At 46.8% G+C, this 14,785-nt stretch carries 22 protein-coding genes; 7 read left to right on the forward strand and 15 right to left on the reverse strand.

Annotated elements, in window-relative coordinates:
- Positions 1–35 precede the first annotated feature (35 nt).
- From ACV3PA_RS11350 to ACV3PA_RS11365, 4 genes are all read right to left on the reverse strand, one after another.
- A complete protein-coding gene (locus tag ACV3PA_RS11350; RefSeq protein ID WP_456124789.1) occupies positions 36–284 on the reverse strand; it encodes a hypothetical protein in 249 nt (82 codons plus the stop codon).
- Between the two features lie 35 nt (positions 285–319).
- The gene (locus ACV3PA_RS11355) at positions 320–496 is read right to left on the reverse strand and encodes a hypothetical protein (protein WP_456124790.1); all 177 of its coding nucleotides are present in this window, start codon (positions 494–496) and stop codon (positions 320–322) included.
- Between the two features lie 37 nt (positions 497–533).
- Positions 534–875 carry a DUF3139 domain-containing protein gene (locus tag ACV3PA_RS11360; RefSeq protein ID WP_456124791.1) on the reverse strand — a complete coding sequence of 114 codons (342 nt, stop codon included), beginning with the start codon at positions 873–875 and terminating at the stop codon, positions 534–536.
- Positions 876–1,380: 505 nt separating this feature from the next.
- Positions 1,381–2,130, reverse strand: a complete 750-nt coding sequence (locus tag ACV3PA_RS11365) for an SDR family NAD(P)-dependent oxidoreductase (RefSeq protein WP_456124792.1) — start codon at positions 2,128–2,130, stop codon at positions 1,381–1,383.
- Positions 2,131–2,212: 82 nt separating this feature from the next.
- Here ACV3PA_RS11365 and ACV3PA_RS11370 point away from each other — a divergent pair, with 82 nt between their 5' ends.
- The gene (locus tag ACV3PA_RS11370; RefSeq protein WP_456124793.1) at positions 2,213–2,620 is read left to right on the forward strand and encodes a MerR family transcriptional regulator; all 408 of its coding nucleotides are present in this window, start codon (positions 2,213–2,215) and stop codon (positions 2,618–2,620) included.
- On the opposite strand, the gene ACV3PA_RS11375 is transcribed toward ACV3PA_RS11370, so the two are convergent.
- Positions 2,590–3,663, reverse strand: coding sequence for a threonine aldolase family protein (locus tag ACV3PA_RS11375; RefSeq protein WP_456124794.1), 1,074 nt, complete (start codon positions 3,661–3,663; stop codon positions 2,590–2,592). The two genes, ACV3PA_RS11370 and ACV3PA_RS11375, sit on opposite strands and share 31 nt — an antisense overlap.
- A 124-nt stretch (positions 3,664–3,787) precedes the next feature.
- Between ACV3PA_RS11375 and ACV3PA_RS11380 the strand changes: the two genes are divergently transcribed.
- Both ACV3PA_RS11380 and ACV3PA_RS11385 read left to right on the forward strand, forming a co-directional pair.
- A complete protein-coding gene (locus tag ACV3PA_RS11380) occupies positions 3,788–4,465 on the forward strand; it encodes a hypothetical protein (RefSeq protein WP_456124795.1) in 678 nt (225 codons plus the stop codon).
- 198 nt (positions 4,466–4,663) lie between these two features.
- Positions 4,664–4,957, forward strand: a complete 294-nt coding sequence (locus ACV3PA_RS11385; protein ID WP_456124796.1) for a hypothetical protein — start codon at positions 4,664–4,666, stop codon at positions 4,955–4,957.
- Between the two features lie 53 nt (positions 4,958–5,010).
- On the opposite strand, the gene ACV3PA_RS11390 is transcribed toward ACV3PA_RS11385, so the two are convergent.
- The 5 genes from ACV3PA_RS11390 to ACV3PA_RS11410 all read right to left on the reverse strand — a co-directional run bounded on the left by ACV3PA_RS11390 (position 5,011) and on the right by ACV3PA_RS11410 (position 8,481).
- Entirely contained in the window at positions 5,011–5,544 is a 534-nt protein-coding gene (locus tag ACV3PA_RS11390; protein ID WP_456124797.1) for an Imm64 family immunity protein, read from the reverse strand.
- Between the two features lie 27 nt (positions 5,545–5,571).
- Positions 5,572–6,708 (reverse strand): GGDEF domain-containing protein, encoded by a 1,137-nt coding sequence (locus ACV3PA_RS11395; RefSeq protein WP_456124798.1) that lies wholly within the window; start codon positions 6,706–6,708, stop codon positions 5,572–5,574.
- 134 nt (positions 6,709–6,842) lie between these two features.
- On the reverse strand, positions 6,843–7,121 hold the full coding sequence (locus tag ACV3PA_RS11400; RefSeq protein ID WP_456124799.1) for a phage holin: 279 nt from the start codon (positions 7,119–7,121) through the stop codon (positions 6,843–6,845).
- Positions 7,091–7,726 carry a M15 family metallopeptidase gene (locus ACV3PA_RS11405; RefSeq protein WP_456124800.1) on the reverse strand — a complete coding sequence of 212 codons (636 nt, stop codon included), beginning with the start codon at positions 7,724–7,726 and terminating at the stop codon, positions 7,091–7,093. Before ACV3PA_RS11405 ends, ACV3PA_RS11400 begins: the two co-directional genes overlap by 31 nt.
- A complete protein-coding gene (locus ACV3PA_RS11410; protein WP_456124801.1) occupies positions 7,726–8,481 on the reverse strand; it encodes a helix-turn-helix domain-containing protein in 756 nt (251 codons plus the stop codon). The genes ACV3PA_RS11405 and ACV3PA_RS11410 overlap by 1 nt, the downstream gene beginning before the upstream one ends.
- 88 nt (positions 8,482–8,569) lie before the next feature.
- On the opposite strand from ACV3PA_RS11410, the gene ACV3PA_RS11415 reads away from it, so the two are divergent.
- Entirely contained in the window at positions 8,570–9,067 is a 498-nt protein-coding gene (locus ACV3PA_RS11415; protein WP_456124802.1) for a DinB family protein, read from the forward strand.
- A gap of 36 nt (positions 9,068–9,103) precedes the next feature.
- Here the strand turns inward: ACV3PA_RS11415 and ACV3PA_RS11420 are convergent, their stop codons facing one another.
- Together ACV3PA_RS11420 and ACV3PA_RS11425 are read right to left on the reverse strand one after the other, a co-directional pair.
- Complete coding sequence (locus tag ACV3PA_RS11420) at positions 9,104–9,589, reverse strand: NUDIX hydrolase (RefSeq protein WP_456124803.1); 486 nt, start codon at positions 9,587–9,589, stop codon at positions 9,104–9,106.
- The gene (locus ACV3PA_RS11425; RefSeq protein WP_456124804.1) at positions 9,589–10,116 is read right to left on the reverse strand and encodes a DUF402 domain-containing protein; all 528 of its coding nucleotides are present in this window, start codon (positions 10,114–10,116) and stop codon (positions 9,589–9,591) included. Before ACV3PA_RS11425 ends, ACV3PA_RS11420 begins: the two co-directional genes overlap by 1 nt.
- Before the next feature lie 157 nt (positions 10,117–10,273).
- On the opposite strand from ACV3PA_RS11425, the gene ACV3PA_RS11430 reads away from it, so the two are divergent.
- On the forward strand, positions 10,274–11,383 hold the full coding sequence (locus tag ACV3PA_RS11430) for a GGDEF domain-containing protein (RefSeq protein ID WP_456124805.1): 1,110 nt from the start codon (positions 10,274–10,276) through the stop codon (positions 11,381–11,383).
- Between the two features lie 82 nt (positions 11,384–11,465).
- On the forward strand, positions 11,466–11,714 hold the full coding sequence (locus tag ACV3PA_RS11435) for a hypothetical protein (RefSeq protein WP_456124806.1): 249 nt from the start codon (positions 11,466–11,468) through the stop codon (positions 11,712–11,714).
- A gap of 48 nt (positions 11,715–11,762) precedes the next feature.
- On the opposite strand, the gene ACV3PA_RS11440 is transcribed toward ACV3PA_RS11435, so the two are convergent.
- Genes ACV3PA_RS11440 through ACV3PA_RS11450 form a run of 3 tightly spaced genes read right to left on the reverse strand, consistent with a single transcriptional unit; the run spans position 11,763 to position 14,274 of the window.
- The gene (locus ACV3PA_RS11440; RefSeq protein ID WP_456124807.1) at positions 11,763–12,449 is read right to left on the reverse strand and encodes a polysaccharide deacetylase family protein; all 687 of its coding nucleotides are present in this window, start codon (positions 12,447–12,449) and stop codon (positions 11,763–11,765) included.
- A 15-nt stretch (positions 12,450–12,464) separates the two neighbouring features.
- Positions 12,465–13,592, reverse strand: a complete 1,128-nt coding sequence (locus ACV3PA_RS11445; RefSeq protein ID WP_456124808.1) for an MGDG synthase family glycosyltransferase — start codon at positions 13,590–13,592, stop codon at positions 12,465–12,467.
- 52 nt (positions 13,593–13,644) lie between these two features.
- Positions 13,645–14,274 (reverse strand): DedA family protein, encoded by a 630-nt coding sequence (locus tag ACV3PA_RS11450; protein WP_456124809.1) that lies wholly within the window; start codon positions 14,272–14,274, stop codon positions 13,645–13,647.
- 215 nt (positions 14,275–14,489) lie between these two features.
- Here ACV3PA_RS11450 and ACV3PA_RS11455 point away from each other — a divergent pair, with 215 nt between their 5' ends.
- Complete coding sequence (locus ACV3PA_RS11455) at positions 14,490–14,771, forward strand: hypothetical protein (protein WP_456124810.1); 282 nt, start codon at positions 14,490–14,492, stop codon at positions 14,769–14,771.
- Positions 14,772–14,785: the final 14 nt, after the last annotated feature.

Raw genomic sequence — 14,785 nt, forward strand, 5'->3', positions numbered from 1 at the left:
TCATTTAGTTCATGAATGGACTCGATTGTTGTCGCTTAACATTCATCTTTCATGTTCAATGACTCTGCCGATCGAATTGTAATCTGTTTTGTAGCATCGTCGATGGAAATGACACAATCCCATGTTGGTTTTAACTGAAGGACATCATTATGATCCAACCACAAGACCGCACTCAGTTCGATGAAGTCCCCCATCACGACCATTTTTCGCACTCTCTCATCAATCACAGCATACAGTTCATCATCTAAGTTAATTTTCCAGCCGAAAAATTCACTGACGCTCATTCTTTATCTCTCCCCCTCATCATACGTTCTCTACATCATTCCGCCGTAGAAAACGTAATCTTCCATTTCTTCCGTGCAATCAATACAACGATCAACGAAGCCAACAAAGATATTTTAAGCGTCGTATCATCGATTACATGTAGCCCGTAATGAAGTGAAAAGAGCGTCATAAGTAGGAGGACGACGAGTCCTAAGAACATCATGTTTTTCATTTGATCACCTCTTTTCCAATAGTCATTCGGTTTGCTGTCAATCCTCTGAAATATACCGTCCTTCTTGTTTGTTCGTAATTTGTTCGCCGTCTTTGAATCCCGTGACTTTAAAGCGATGAGATCCCGATCGATATATCTCATATTCATTTTCCGGTTCATCTTGGAACACGACCCGCGCAATGAATTCACCAGTGCTGGTATCGTATCGAATTTCCTTGTTCTTCACATATGTCATGTAATTCTGTTGCTTCAGAAAGAGATTGATTTCCTGAGTGACTTCTTGTTTTTCATCATAGCAAAACGACTTATAGGCTGAAGCACCGATGATGCCCACTCCTAGAATCAATAATATCGTAATCCATATATAGGTTCGTTTCATTCCATCACTCCTGCGATTCGTTTTTGGACATTTCCCTTGTTTTTAAATTCTCAATATGTTTAAACTAATACAAGAATACAAAAAAAGGAAGTCATTTATGATAAAAAAATCCATAACATACTTTTTAATCTCATTTATGATGATTGTTTTAATCTTGAATCTATTAAATGGTCGCGTGATCGAAAATGAACGATTAACGTTAGCCGTAAACATCGCTATAGTGTTGATGGCGTTATTCTTTATCAGCTTGAGGTTCTTAAAAAGAAAGCGTAAATAGAATATTAAGTAGTATGTAAAGGTGATCAAATCGTGGGACAATTTATGATTTTCGGTGCACTGATGAATCTTCTGATCATTGGCGCAGTCGTCTATGTCATATGGAAGTTAGCTAAGTAACTCTTTAAAAAATAAGTGATAGATGTACTTTTTTCGTTTACTACATATGGATTAATGCTTACATAAAGAAAGTCCCTTTCTCATTCGAAAAAGGGACTTTCTTTAATTGTTACCCCGCGTAATTAAACAATGGACCACGCAATTCGAACTCATACGTTTCGCCGTCGACGATGCCGACGATCGCGTCACTCTCAATCAACTGATGCAGGAAGTCTGCCATCTCAGCCGCTGTATGGTATTTCTTGACGTTCTTGCTGTAGTCAAATCCGGCTTCCCCGCGCGAACGATCCGCGAACTCTGTCTCAGTCGCAGCCGGTGCAAGCACTTTCGCACGGAGTTTCGCGCCGCCTTTTTGTAATTCTTGTGCGAGACCTTCTGTGTAGGCACTGACATAGAACTTCGTCGCACAATACGTGACCGCATTCGGAACAATCCGGTAGCCACCAGCTGACGAGATGTTAACGAGTGTCGTTCCTTCGACGTCATAGTGATCGCGGACGAACAGACTTGAGAGGATCGTCAATGCCTCGATGTTCAAGCGGAGCATCTTCTCGATTTTCCCGAGATCGATGTCTTGGACGAGATCAAAATCACCGAATCCGGCATTGTTAATCCATGTCTCGATGTCGAGTTCCTTCAGTCCTTCGTATAAATCATGAACGTTTTGGTTATCAGCGAGATCGACCGACTTGAGGATGACATCACTGTCTGGCGAAATCTGTTTGACTTCATCCCGAAGTTTTTCGAGCTCCGACGTCCGGCGTGCGACGAGGACGAGTGATTTCCCTTTTCCTGCGAGTAGTTTTGCCGTCTCATATCCAATTCCTGAACTTGCTCCTGTAATGACCGTGTACTTCATCTAGCATATCCCCTTTGCGATTTGGTATAGTGAGAGTCTATTCCTTAGAGTGAACTCTAAGTCAAGCAGAAAGGTGAGATTCATGTATACAATTTCTGAAATCAGTCGGCTGACCGATACGAGTGCCCATACGATCCGCTATTACGAAAAAGAAGGACTGCTGTTTCCGAAACGTCAAAATGGTCAACGTCGATACGACGACCAAGACGTGACGTGGCTTCGCTTCGTTCTTCGCTTACGCGAAACACATATGCCGATCGAGCAGATCCGTTCTTATGTGTCGCTGTTCCTTGCCCACGGAGAGCAGGATACGACACGAGAACGCCTCGCGTTACTTGAAGCACACCATGCGAACGTCGTAGCGCAACTCGCTGCCTTACAAGAAACGGAGCGAATGATCGCAGAAAAAGTCGACACCTATCGTCGCCTCCATCCTACAATTCCCGCTCCTGACGTCGTTCAACCCTCTGAGAATGCCTCCGTCAATTGACGGAATAACGTCTCCCGTTCTGCATGTGTTACGGCCAAGAAGTTATCACCGATGTTGACTTCCGTTGCGCACCCCTTCTCTTTCTCGACAAGGTAACCAGCGATCCCAACTTTTCCATGCGACTGAATCTCAATTAAATTTTCCTCGACGACTGCTTTTTCCGCCTCGAAGTACAGATGAAACATGTTCGAGACGGGCTCTACTGGACGCGTCGAGATGCCCGGAATCGCGTTTAGCCTACTCGCTAGCTCTTTTGCGACTGCATGGTACTCCGCCATGCGGTCTTTTCGTTGTTCATAATAATAGTCAGCGGATAGGATATACGGATAAAGACTGATCAAATCACCACCGTAGCGTCGTTTCCAAATCCGTGCCTCTTTACAAAACGTTTCCGGTCCAGCTAAGATCGCTCCTGCGACGCCGCCTAACCCCTTATAAAAAGAGATATAGACACTATCAAACAACTGCGCGATCTCTTTCGCTGACGCCTCGTAGTAAGGTAAGACCTCGAGTAAACGGGCACCGTCCAAGTGTAGACGGATTCCTTGTTCTCGTGCATACGTACAGATCACTTCGAGTTCCTCACGTGTCGGAAGCAATCCGCCGAGTTCGCGTTGCGGCAGTTCGAGTAATAGACAACTGACAGCTGGCAAAGCTTTGACGTCGTCAAAGGTCATCAAACGATCGGCTTTACCAACCAATATAGGTTGAATTCCGTGTAATTTCTTTAAGCCGTCTTGTTCGTGAATCTCAAGGTGACAGAGCGGATGATAGGCGACGTGACGATTGTCTTGTTCATCCGACCAAATGCGCAGTGCAATTTGCTGCGCCATCGTACCGCTCGGGAAAAAGACCGCATCGTCGTGTCCGAGCAAATCTGCCATCTTCCGTTCGAACGTTTTGATTAATTCCCCGTTGCCATAGATATCACTTGGTTGATCAGCGTCAATCGCTTGTAAGGCTTCCTGTAAAATACCCACTGTTCGGTTTCCATGTCCGTCTAATCTTCTTGTTGTCGCTTGGTAACTCGATCGTAAATCCATCTTTCTCATTCCTTTCTGAAATAATGACTATTTTTTGAAAAAATCAAAATATTCTTTTTCTACTTTTGCTATACTGTGTAGCGAAAGTCTGTCAATCTCACTCATCAAAGGAGGTGCCCCTATCGTGCGAACGATTCGCGCTCGCCTATTCATTCTCATTCCACTCGTCTGTTTAGTACTACTTACCGTGCAACACTTCGTCCCGTCACTTTATACGTCACTGCTCGGACAATTTGATCCGGCAACGAATATGTCTTGTATTGATCGCTGTGGTTCGAAGGAATCAATCCTTGATACGGTCGAGGAAGGAACGTCTTACGGCGAGAGCACTGTCACGATGAGCGAAGTTAATCCTCCCGCCGAATGGTTTCGGACTGGTTTTAATTCTTCGGTGACAGCACCTCCTTATCTTCTCATCTTGTGTCTCGTTCTCCTGTTTTGTAGCTGGTTTTTTTGGCACTATCTCCAGTGGATGCGTCGCCCGCGTATCGATGTCTCGGGGTATGTCCTTTCACCACGTTTTCCGATTTTCACCTATGAGACAAAAGACATGCCTGCAGATTCAATCCGAAAACAAATCATTTACTTTAATGAGCAACTTCCGCTCTCCTTACAACGTCGGACATCTGAAACCGTAACGGAATGGTTCGATCGGATTGCTTTCCCGTCACCTGTCGATCCACTTTATTTTGAAGTCCGGTACGGTAAAGTCCCAGTCATCTCGATCCATCAATTTACCTTTTTCGTCCAAGCGATGGAGCATTATTTACGGAAACGCCAATTTCATTCATCTCTTTCTTGAATCTTACCGTCCTGCTTTTCGAAGCTTGGCGGTTTTATTGTGAATAAAGACATCCTTGCTCCTGAAAAAAGATTTTAAAAGGCTTTAAAGATTGAATTGACTTTTTTTCAAAAACAAACGATTAGTTGCCAGAAAACTGGGTAATATAGACTATAGTAGAGAAAAAATCTTTCAACTTGGAGAGTGAGGTGAGAGAAGATGATTAGTGCACAAGAAGCCTACTACATTAAAAAAGAACTGAATGAAAAATTCGTAGACCCTCGGATTTCATGTGATTTTTCCATCTTTTCACTTGAACCGTTTCAACTTCTCTTGCACGTACAAGAAGATGTCGATGAACTCAGTACCGAAACGAGGTATGGCTTAAGTCGTAAAATTCGTTCTCAGCTTACACAACTCGATGCACGTGTCGGTGGTGAACCGGTCAGGACGGTTTATATCATCTCGGCACCCCTCATATCTGATCGATCGTATTGCGTCATCTTACAATGAACATTAAAACACCCCGTATGAGAAGTAGACTCTCACGCGGGGTATTTTAATGTTCATCGATTCGTTAAGCCATCGATTTTCCAAGCGTTCTTCAAAAAAACTTGTTGCTTCGACCAATAAACGATCGCATACTCTCGGTTAATGTGTTCGCGTTCTATTATCGAATGCTCGATTTCTGCGTCAAAATCACAAAAGGCATACAAAGCGTTCGACCTGTCAGAGAACTTTCGCATATCTTCCATAAAAATCGTCTCTTGCTGATCGAGTGACCACGAACTCAGGTTCTCCTCTTGAAAACCGAATAGAAAACCAAAGCAGTCTTGCTCTTTCTCAATCGTCATTCGAACAGGTAGCTTCGTTAACCCATGATACTCAGGCAGAACGAGTAAGGCGTTCCCGTAATGATGACTCAGCAAGGGACGCCAGTCCTTCACCTGACCGTCTTGCTCGATCCAATTTGCTCCGTCTGTATCCATCGCGTAACTGAACTTTAGACATTGTATGTCTCTATGAAAAGTATCCAAGACTGTTCGAACAGCCACTTCCATGTCGTGCGTTTTTTCAAAGACAAATCCTAGATGTATCATTTCATTTTCATTCCTATCTGATATACATTACCCTGCCATATCACCAATCTGATTGCGTCCATTCTCTTTTGCCCGGTACAATGCTTGATCGGCTAGATCAATGACTTCCTTTTCCGTTGTCTCCGCTTCCGGTATAAGCGACGTCAGGCCAAGACTGACACTGACTCGGCAAAGCGGTTCATACCGTTCATGTGTGATGTTTAAGTCGAGAATGTCCTGACGAATCCGCTCCGCAATATGACGTGCATCTTCTGCTCCACGCGACAATAAGACTGTGAATTCCTCACCACCGTACCGTGCGACTTGTCCGTAACGTGCTTGACGCTTTAAGACGCGGGCGACTTCCTTCAAGCATTCATCACCTTTTAAATGACCATACGTATCATTATACGACTTAAAAGCATCCACATCGATCAAAATCAGGGAAAGTGGTGTCTGTTGGTGTTTTGCTTCTTCGAGAAGTTGCTCCAATCGTTCATCAAACGCGCGCCGATTCGGAATGCCCGTCAAGGCGTCATGCAGGGAACGGTGAATCAAGGCTTGTTTACTGCGCTCCATCCGAAATGTCTGAATGAAGGCAATCAAGACAAGAATAGCGACGCTTGCGACGACAACGATGACCCACTTCGCAGCACTCGATGCTTGTTCGGAACGATTCGTTGCTTCGGAGATAATCCGGTTGACGTCCGTCCGTAAACGTGCATCGATTGGACGAAATGTCTCGATGTATCGCATCCCCTGATACCGTTTTGCCTCAGCTGCTGCTTGATCCCCACTTCGAGCAAGTGCCAATTGTGTATCATAGAATCGCGTCGCCGTCTCAATCCGTGGGATGGCCTCTGTCCGGACGAGTTTTCGCATAATCGGGTGATTCTCATCGAGTTGATTGAGTCGCGTGACCGTTTGATCAAGCCGATCAATCGTCCGCTCATACTGGGCTAAATCTGCCTCATTCGGTGAGAGGATGTAACTGCGGACGACCAGTTCAAGATTCAGTAACGCCGGAAACAACTCTGCTGCCTCCGTTGAGATGGGAATCGCTTCGTTTAAGATGCGAGCATTCTCTCGTTCGATTTTTAGGAAAGCCTGATAACTCCAGACGCTTGTAAATAAAAGCGCACAGAGTGCTACAAACAAATACCGTTGCAACGTTGACCATTTCACAAAAAGACCGACCTTTCTTTCTCTATCTACTTGACTAAAGTCTATCCCGTATATCGGTATCTTGAAATCAAACTGTTAGTCGTTTGTATGAAATAATGCCCGTTGCCGACACATTCCAAACGCTTCCAGCCTACTCAATCGGTTAAGGATGTGTTTTCCAGCTGTTCCTGTTCCTGTGCCTGTCTCCGTCTCAGTGACCGTTCTGTCACGTCATTGTTCTTCCACCAAGCCACGAGCAGACCGATTAGTCCAACCAGACCCGTTACGAATCGCTCGACGTCAGTGGACGAAATTGGTAAGGCCGTAAACCCGAGCGTCGGTAAGAGTAACTCAAGAAACACATAGAGCGGGATCAAGAGGCGAATCCATGCTTGAACACGAATCATGGCGACACCGGGAAGAGACGCTGCCATGTTTGCGGACCGACGATCCCGTCTACCGCAAGCCGACATGTCTGTTGAAACGCTTGAACAGCATTCGTCAATCGGGCATCAAACACTCCTGTTACCGTTAGATCTAATCGTTTTTCAATTGCCCGCACGAGTTCCGGGGCTTGGATTCGTTCGCGAAGATAATGTCCTGGTTTTGGGACATGATGCCGCGCAAGACTGACATGATCATACAGTTCGAAGTGTGGATAATCAGGAAAACGGGACCACTCACCTCCCCAGTTCATTCCGCGCCGCTTCATCGCCGCAACGATTCTTCGGAGTCGAGCATCTGGTGGAGAGAGGAACATTGCTCCATCCTGATAAAGAAAGACGTCGATTGCAACACCAAAATTATGGTTTGATTGACCACCGCGTGCTTGTGTGACGATTGGTCCTGGCGTCGTCCGTCCTTTCGCATATAATGCATTTTGTTCCGCAATGCTCCGAAAGCTTTGCGCAATGCCGAGCTTGATCCCTTGCGGATAGAGTTCTCGAATCACGTCACGCGCAATTCGAACGACTGTCGGATGCATGCCGGGAACGGTTAGTTTTTGGTTCGCGCGTCGCAGTACTTCTTTTAGTTGCATCAAGCTCCCTCCTTTGTCAACGCGTGTAACAATTCAGCGATTTCAGCATCATCAGGAATGACTTGCTGCTCTTGTTGTTTCGCCTCGTAAGCGCGTTGTGCTACTTTTTCTTGTTCAACCCAATTTGGTAGTTGAAATAATGAAGTTCCTTTCCGTGTTCGATGAGATGTTTGTTTTGGACGTTTAGTCGCGGATCCGGTCGCGAGACGCTTGACGACTTGTTCGATGTATCCGAAGTGACGACTGTTCGCACGAGCTGCTTCTTCAATTGCGTACTGAATTCGCTCGATTGGGTGCACCGACGCAAGCTGTAGCAAATCCTGTTCGATTCGTGGTGTCGCCTTACCGAGATTCGTCTCGTACTGCTGCACCAGTTCCATTTTTAAAGACGTTTTCTTCAAGACTTCTTCTTCGGAGTCAACTGACACCTCGGAGGCAGTCGTCTCTTGACTCGCCGGGGGTGTACTCTCAACACGAGGCAGGACACGGTAGGCATTTGATGTCTGTCCTCCGTGTTTCGTGAAACGTTCGACTTTTTCAATTCGTCCGCTCGTAATCAAGGACTGGATACACGACTTAACCGTCGATTTGCTGCACGGGACAGCATCGGCAATCGTCTGATAGGACGGAAACGCTTGACCGTCCTGACCGCTGAAACTTTCGAGAATCAGGTAAATCACCTTTTCATGAACGGACGCAAATGCCGTCCCGCTCCGTAAGAGCGTATGGGGAACCGGAAGATAAGGGGCTTGCATGGTGATTCCTCCTTTCTAGGAAAGATGACAGGAAGAAGTGACTGTTTGTTCGAAAAGAATAAAGAATAGTTTTTTGAGGAGGGACACGATGAACGATCCATTCACGTTTTATTTGCAGGAGCTCGATCGCTACAGTCCGGACGAGTTGATCCATCACATCGATCACGACACATGGTCAATCAGTCAAATGTACGATCACTTGATCGTCGTCAGTCATGAATATTTAGATGAAGTCGAGGCGTGCCAATTCGCACCCGTGACCACGTCCGGAAAGTCTCCGTTCGGTGAACGATTATATACTGCCGGTGCGTTTCCAGCGACTCCAATCCGATTACCGGATGCGATGAATGCACCACCTGACGAGACGGATCAAGTCGAGCGATTACGTACGCGCTGGCTAAAGCTGATGGATCGTCACGCTGCGCTTGTAACAATCGCTCAGTCGACACCATCTGATCAAAAAACGCAACATGGTGGAATGGGTTGGTTGAACGCAGCTGAGTGGTATGCGCTCGTTTCGTACCATCTCGCGCATCATCAGCATCAAAAACGACGACTCGATGCTTCGTTAGCGAATCGAACATGAAAAAAAGCGCTCTCCGCATACGAAGAGCGCTTCGATTCATTTCAAGACGTGCCAGTTCGTAAATCGTCGGGCTTCGAGATCGAGTTGTTGTTCCTCAATCCAGCGAAATGCTTCGAGCACGAGCGGTGACGCGTTATCGATCGAAACGTCACTTGCCTTGACCCAGCGCGCACCAAGCGAATCTTGTCCGACGAATTGATCCGGGATACCAAGCGCACCACCCGTCTGCCTCACGAGATAAAAAACAGCGATGTGATGGACTTCGTCGAATTCCCGCCAGTCCCACGGGAGCTTGAAATCAGCGACGCCGAGTTGACGATCGAGCGCCACTTCGAACCCTGTCTCTTCCGTAAACTCACGGCGCATTGCTTCAGCGAGCGTCTCCCCTTCTTCTAAACTGCCTCCTGGTAAATCATAGCGGTTAATATACGGTCCCCCATTCTTATCGATGACGAGTAAAGTATCGTCCTTCATCAATAAGCCATACACGCCAAACGCGCGATGACAACGAATCGTCTTCATTAGTCATTCCTCCCTGTATTCATCTTCAGGACGGTCGGGATGAACGTATCTAAAAAACCGTCAAATGGAAACTGTTTCTGCGCGATACGTTGTTGTAAATCAAGCAACGACGCACGAGTTTGTTCGACCAATTCGACCGGGTAGTGATACAACTGCTGATTCTCTAAAAATTCGTCTTCATCGACGACCGTCCATGCTCCGTCTCGATAGACGAGATCGAGGTCAAGATCGATGAACGACAAGACATCTCCTTGAAGAACTGGTGGGAGACAGATATTGCAGTAATAAGTCACCTCTCCCTTTCTCTCTAGATCAAGACCAACCGTGAAATCTGCATCAAGCGGATAAAATTCAAGACTATAGTTATCGTATGTAAAGATTGCATCCCGTCGATGATGATGGAGTGTCCGTCCTGGCGTATTTGCGACGAGGAGATACGTCTCCGTCTGCTTGAGGACTGTTCCTTCCCATGAGTAATGCGGACGTCCGTCATATTTTTTTGCCTGAATCGTTAGCTTTGATTTCAACTTCATCCCTCCCGTTAGAGCTCTCTAATTTTACCAAATGATTTCATAGGAGCAAGTCTTTACCTGAATCTTTAAAATTTTGAGACTCCTGCGTTGACATCCTTTGCCAAACTGCTATCGTGAAAGTATCACCATCACACTCAAGGCTGTGGAACCGATGTTCATTGCCGAGTTGTTATTGAATGCTTGTATCGCCTTCACCGGCTTTTATTTGATCGCTAAAATCATCTATAGTCAACGTCTCGCCTCAAGCAGCTTAAAATCACTTATCGTCGGTCTTGCAACAGGACTGCTCGGAGTGCTCTTGATGTTTAAAGGCATTGCCGTCAACGATTCGTTGCGGATGGACTTACGTCATTTACCACTCGTCTTACTCGCCTTTTACGGTGTTCGCTCCCCACTCGTCATCGCGACATTAATCATCGCTTGCTCTCGCTTTTACTTCGGTTGGACGCCGCAAGCGGTCGTCGCTTTTCTTGCCGTCCTTGGTATCAGTACTGGTATGTATTTCATCCATAAGCTTTTGCTCCACCGACCCTTTATGCAAAACCTCATTATGAACGTTTGGGCCTTGTTCATGATCTCAATAGCGGTTTCGATTAATCTTGGCTTTAGTGACGCAGCACTTCGTTTACTCGCTTCGACGTGGTCGATCGGCCTTGCTGTCGGAATCTTATCGAGTCTGTTGACGATCGACTTTCAGTTGCTCAATGAACAAGTTCAGCGCTATAAACAATCGGCGGAACTCGATCACTTAACGGGACTATATAATCGACGCGTCTGGGATGAGCGGACGGCGATGTTAGAGACAGAAGGACGTTGCTATAATGTGCTCGCGCTCGACATCGATCACTTTAAGCATGTCAACGATACATACGGGCATGCGAACGGTGATCTCGTCTTACAACAGTTCGCGCGGATTTTGCAGGAAGAGACGCGTCCGCACGATATTACAGCTCGAATTGGTGGTGAGGAATTCATGATTCTCGTCTATGATTTGACGCCGTCTAAAGTCACGAAGGTCGCGAACCGAATCCGAGAGCGAATCGCGAACACACGCTTTCAGCTCGACGGTTTCCCTGCCATCTCGATCACAGCGTCCGTTGGCATCGCCCATGGGAAACATGTCGCTATCCAGCGAATGAATATTTTAGCGGATGAAGCGCTCTATGCTGCAAAGGAACAAGGTCGAAACCGTGTCATTCTGTATGAAGATAATGCCGAGGCAGCGATGACGACACATGACCGTGAACCGGTCCGTTCGTAAAAAGTAGCTAGAGCTAGACATATCTGATTGTTCGGTACGGTATGTCTCAAGAGATTCCATACTATCCATAAGGAGTGAAGCAATGAAATCCGATTTTGAGTTCATGACGACGTCAGAAACGATCCTATTCGTCAGTTCCTTTTTCATGTGGTTGTATATCGGTCGTCACTTCGTCATGATTACGACGTTCGACGAACTGTTTTTAACGCAATCTTGGTGGTTACTTCTTCCGATCATCACCTTCATTCTATTTTTACGCTCGTTCGTCGTGCGACGTTTGATTCAGCATCATAGCCAAGAAGATGATCACGATGTCTCACGTGAGGCGTGACCGTCAACGTAAAGAGAGGACCTACCGGATTCATGGTAGGTCCTCTCTTTACGCTTGATCGATTCGACGGAACTGTAAGCCGCGCGCTTTCCACTCCGGTAACAGTTCTTTCAGCGCCGCAATCGTCTGGACGGGTGCTTGAGGGTCTGCGCCGAACGTATCCCCGTTATCGTGTAACAAGATGATATCTCCCTCAGCCACATTTGACAGTAGCCGTTTGATTTTTGCTGATCCACCCTCTAACTTCCAATCCTCCGCCATCTTCGACCAGAGAATCATTTTGTATGAGGGAGGACAGAGGACGTCGCCCGCATTGAGTGCCCCCCATGGTGGACGATAGACCGTCGGCCGTTCACCGGTGATCCGTTCAATGATCGCTGCCGTCCGCTTGATTCCTTCTCGGACCGTCGACGGTCGCATCGACCAGTTCGGACGATGGACATAGTTGTGAATCCCGAGTTGATGACCTTCCTCATGGATCCGGCGAATGATGTCCGGATGTGCCTCCGCTTTATGACCCACGACGAAAAACGTCGCTTGAATACCTTCTTCTTGTAAAAGGTCCAGTAATTCCGCCGTATAGACAGGATCTGGACCATCATCGAACGTCAAGGCGACGTATCGTGAATCAAGTGACTTCGTGACGCGCCATCCAAAGACGCGCGACGCCATATACGGAACGACCGTATAGGCAAGGGTAGCGAGAACTCCCGCTGTGACAAGACGTGACCGCATCTGCATGATTCTCCTTTATCCGTTTACTTGACGTCGGTTGCCTTCAAGGCAACCCGCAATTCGTTCTTCAAAAAATCGCCGATCGGCAATGACTTGCTCACTTTGATACTGTGAGATTGCTTGATGCCATTGGTGCATGACGTCCGGATTCTCAAGCGTCCGCCGAATGACGTCAGCAAGTGTATCCGTTTGATCAAACGAGAACGCAAGTCCTTTATCTAATAAATAGGTGCGGTTGATCTCTTCTTGTCCTGGTAGGACGTGCTGCATGAAAAGCGGTACCCGTTTTTCGAATGCTTCACTGACCGTTACACCACCAGGCTTCGTGACGATCGCATCCATCCGTTCATACAACTGATTCATCTCATCGCGTGAATCGATATAGGCGAGTGGATGGATGTGCGCATGTTGCCGTGATGACAATCGTTTATATAACGAGCGATTATTGCCACATAAGACGTAAAAATCAGCTTCCGCACAATGCTCGATTTGCGTCAGCAACGTCTCCAGTTGGCCCAGTCCACCGTTTCCGCCAGCGACGAGAATTTGTTTGCGGGACTGGGACGACCGGATGATTGATCCGCCGCGGATTGCCGGGTGAACCGCAATTCCCGTCACGAACAAACGCTCTTCTGGAACGGCGTGTTGCTTCAGCAACTCTTGCTTGGCTTCCGTATTTGGTAACAAGTGATACTCGATATGCGTCTTGCCCCAGACCCGACTGACGAACAGATCCGTATACGCATTAATGACCGGTACGTCACAAAGGTTTCGTTCCTTCAATTGATTCAACAGATAGGACGGAAACGCATGCGTACAGATGATGACATCCGGCTGTTCCGTCCGAATGATCCGTAACATTTGTTGTTGAAAATAATGCGACGTCCATCCTGTCGATTTTTCGTTACTCGAGCGTCCCGCGATATGTCGATGATAAAAACGACTGTAGCCGTTTGAGAAATGGCGAATCCAGTTCAGATAAAACTTCGACGTCACCCATTCCGCGAACGGACTGATCGTACTGAGCAACTCTACTTCCTTGACTTCAACGCCAGGTCCCTGCAATCGTTCTGCGATGGCTTCAGCGACAAGGTGATGACCGGATCGCATCCTTAAAAAAGGAAAGATCACTATTTTTTGCATCGTCTGTCCACTCCTTCAAACTATCCGATGATTCTCCAAAAAGAAGTATCACTTAGTTTTCTTTTCCCGCCTGGTTTTTTCCTGAAACGACACGTTTTTCAAGTCGCTTACGTTTGAGCCATTTCACGAGGACACCTAAGAGGAAGAGCACAAGTAAGGCAAATCCGAAATAAGGCACGACTTCCGGTTTGATATGAAACGTCTTGCCGGCAAAGTGTCCGAGTAAAACAAAAGGAACGACCCATAGCGCGGATCCAAGTGCCGACACCCAGAAGTATCGACCAAACGGAATCCGTTTCATCCCCGCAAAATAAGGATTGATTTGTCGCACCCCTGGAATATAGAGACCTGCGATGATCGTCCGGTTGATTCGTCCCATGTAGCCATTTGAGACCCGCTCCCAGCGTTCCTTCGTCAATCCGATGAACCGACCGTACCGTAAGACGGTCGGTCCAAAAAAACGTCCTGCTGCATACGCCGTTAACATCCCGACGAATGTGCCCCCGTACGCGGTCAAGATCGAATAGATCAATCGCTCTTCGTTCTGACCACTTAAGATACCGATCAAGACGAGTAGTGATTCTTCCGGTGCCGGAATCCCAACGATGCCAAAAAATAAAAAAATGAAAATAACGCCATATCCATAGGCATCGAGGTACTGATTGACCGTATCCATATTCATGTTGTCACGTCCTCTACTGCTGTCTCGTTGTACTATTTCACCCGCTACTGAAACTATGTATTCGTTTCTGTTGATTCATTTCCTTTTTCAGAAAAATTATAACCTATTTCGAGTGAAAATTGACCTGTTCTTTCATCTCTTCTCGTGACAGTTCTCATTTTTTAGGAGATGATGAATAGACTAAAGTATAACAAAAGAACAGGAGGAGAAAAACAGTGAAAGAGAACGAACAACTAACGATTCAACGACTCTCGTCCGAGAGCATTCCGCTGGTCAACGATGCTAACGACGCGTTCCCGATCATCGGACGCATCGTTCCACAATTCTCCGGTACCGCGTGGTCCTACACGGAGGAACTCTATGAAACAGCTACTGAAACCCGTTTTCCGGACGATCGACTCGACTGGACGACGTATATCGAAAACGAGAACCGAATTGTTCTGCTCTCCTTTTCCGGTACTTCTTGCATCGGACAGATTCGTCTCGTTCGTGACTGAAACCGTTTTGCCTA

This window comes from Exiguobacterium sp. EA-TM-5, from assembly GCF_053878415.1.

Bases quoted from the DNA above. Each gene is read 5' to 3' on its own strand.
- ACV3PA_RS11350 (WP_456124789.1), bottom strand. From the start codon at position 284: ATGAGCGTCAGTGAATTTTTCGGCTGGAAAATTAACTTAGATGATGAA.
- ACV3PA_RS11355 (WP_456124790.1), bottom strand. From the start codon at position 496: ATGAAAAACATGATGTTCTTAGGACTCGTCGTCCTCCTACTTATGACG.
- ACV3PA_RS11360 (WP_456124791.1), bottom strand. From the start codon at position 875: ATGAAACGAACCTATATATGGATTACGATATTATTGATTCTAGGAGTG.
- ACV3PA_RS11365 (WP_456124792.1), bottom strand. From the start codon at position 2,130: ATGAAGTACACGGTCATTACAGGAGCAAGTTCAGGAATTGGATATGAG.
- ACV3PA_RS11370 (WP_456124793.1), top strand. From the start codon at position 2,213: ATGTATACAATTTCTGAAATCAGTCGGCTGACCGATACGAGTGCCCAT.
- ACV3PA_RS11375 (WP_456124794.1), bottom strand. From the start codon at position 3,663: ATGGATTTACGATCGAGTTACCAAGCGACAACAAGAAGATTAGACGGA.
- ACV3PA_RS11385 (WP_456124796.1), top strand. From the start codon at position 4,664: ATGATTAGTGCACAAGAAGCCTACTACATTAAAAAAGAACTGAATGAA.
- ACV3PA_RS11390 (WP_456124797.1), bottom strand. From the start codon at position 5,544: ATGATACATCTAGGATTTGTCTTTGAAAAAACGCACGACATGGAAGTG.
- ACV3PA_RS11400 (WP_456124799.1), bottom strand. From the start codon at position 7,121: ATGGCAGCGTCTCTTCCCGGTGTCGCCATGATTCGTGTTCAAGCATGG.
- ACV3PA_RS11405 (WP_456124800.1), bottom strand. From the start codon at position 7,726: ATGCAACTAAAAGAAGTACTGCGACGCGCGAACCAAAAACTAACCGTT.
- ACV3PA_RS11410 (WP_456124801.1), bottom strand. From the start codon at position 8,481: ATGCAAGCCCCTTATCTTCCGGTTCCCCATACGCTCTTACGGAGCGGG.
- ACV3PA_RS11415 (WP_456124802.1), top strand. From the start codon at position 8,570: ATGAACGATCCATTCACGTTTTATTTGCAGGAGCTCGATCGCTACAGT.
- ACV3PA_RS11420 (WP_456124803.1), bottom strand. From the start codon at position 9,589: ATGAAGACGATTCGTTGTCATCGCGCGTTTGGCGTGTATGGCTTATTG.
- ACV3PA_RS11430 (WP_456124805.1), top strand. From the start codon at position 10,274: ATGTTCATTGCCGAGTTGTTATTGAATGCTTGTATCGCCTTCACCGGC.
- ACV3PA_RS11435 (WP_456124806.1), top strand. From the start codon at position 11,466: ATGAAATCCGATTTTGAGTTCATGACGACGTCAGAAACGATCCTATTC.
- ACV3PA_RS11440 (WP_456124807.1), bottom strand. From the start codon at position 12,449: ATGCGGTCACGTCTTGTCACAGCGGGAGTTCTCGCTACCCTTGCCTAT.
- ACV3PA_RS11445 (WP_456124808.1), bottom strand. From the start codon at position 13,592: ATGCAAAAAATAGTGATCTTTCCTTTTTTAAGGATGCGATCCGGTCAT.
- ACV3PA_RS11450 (WP_456124809.1), bottom strand. From the start codon at position 14,274: ATGAATATGGATACGGTCAATCAGTACCTCGATGCCTATGGATATGGC.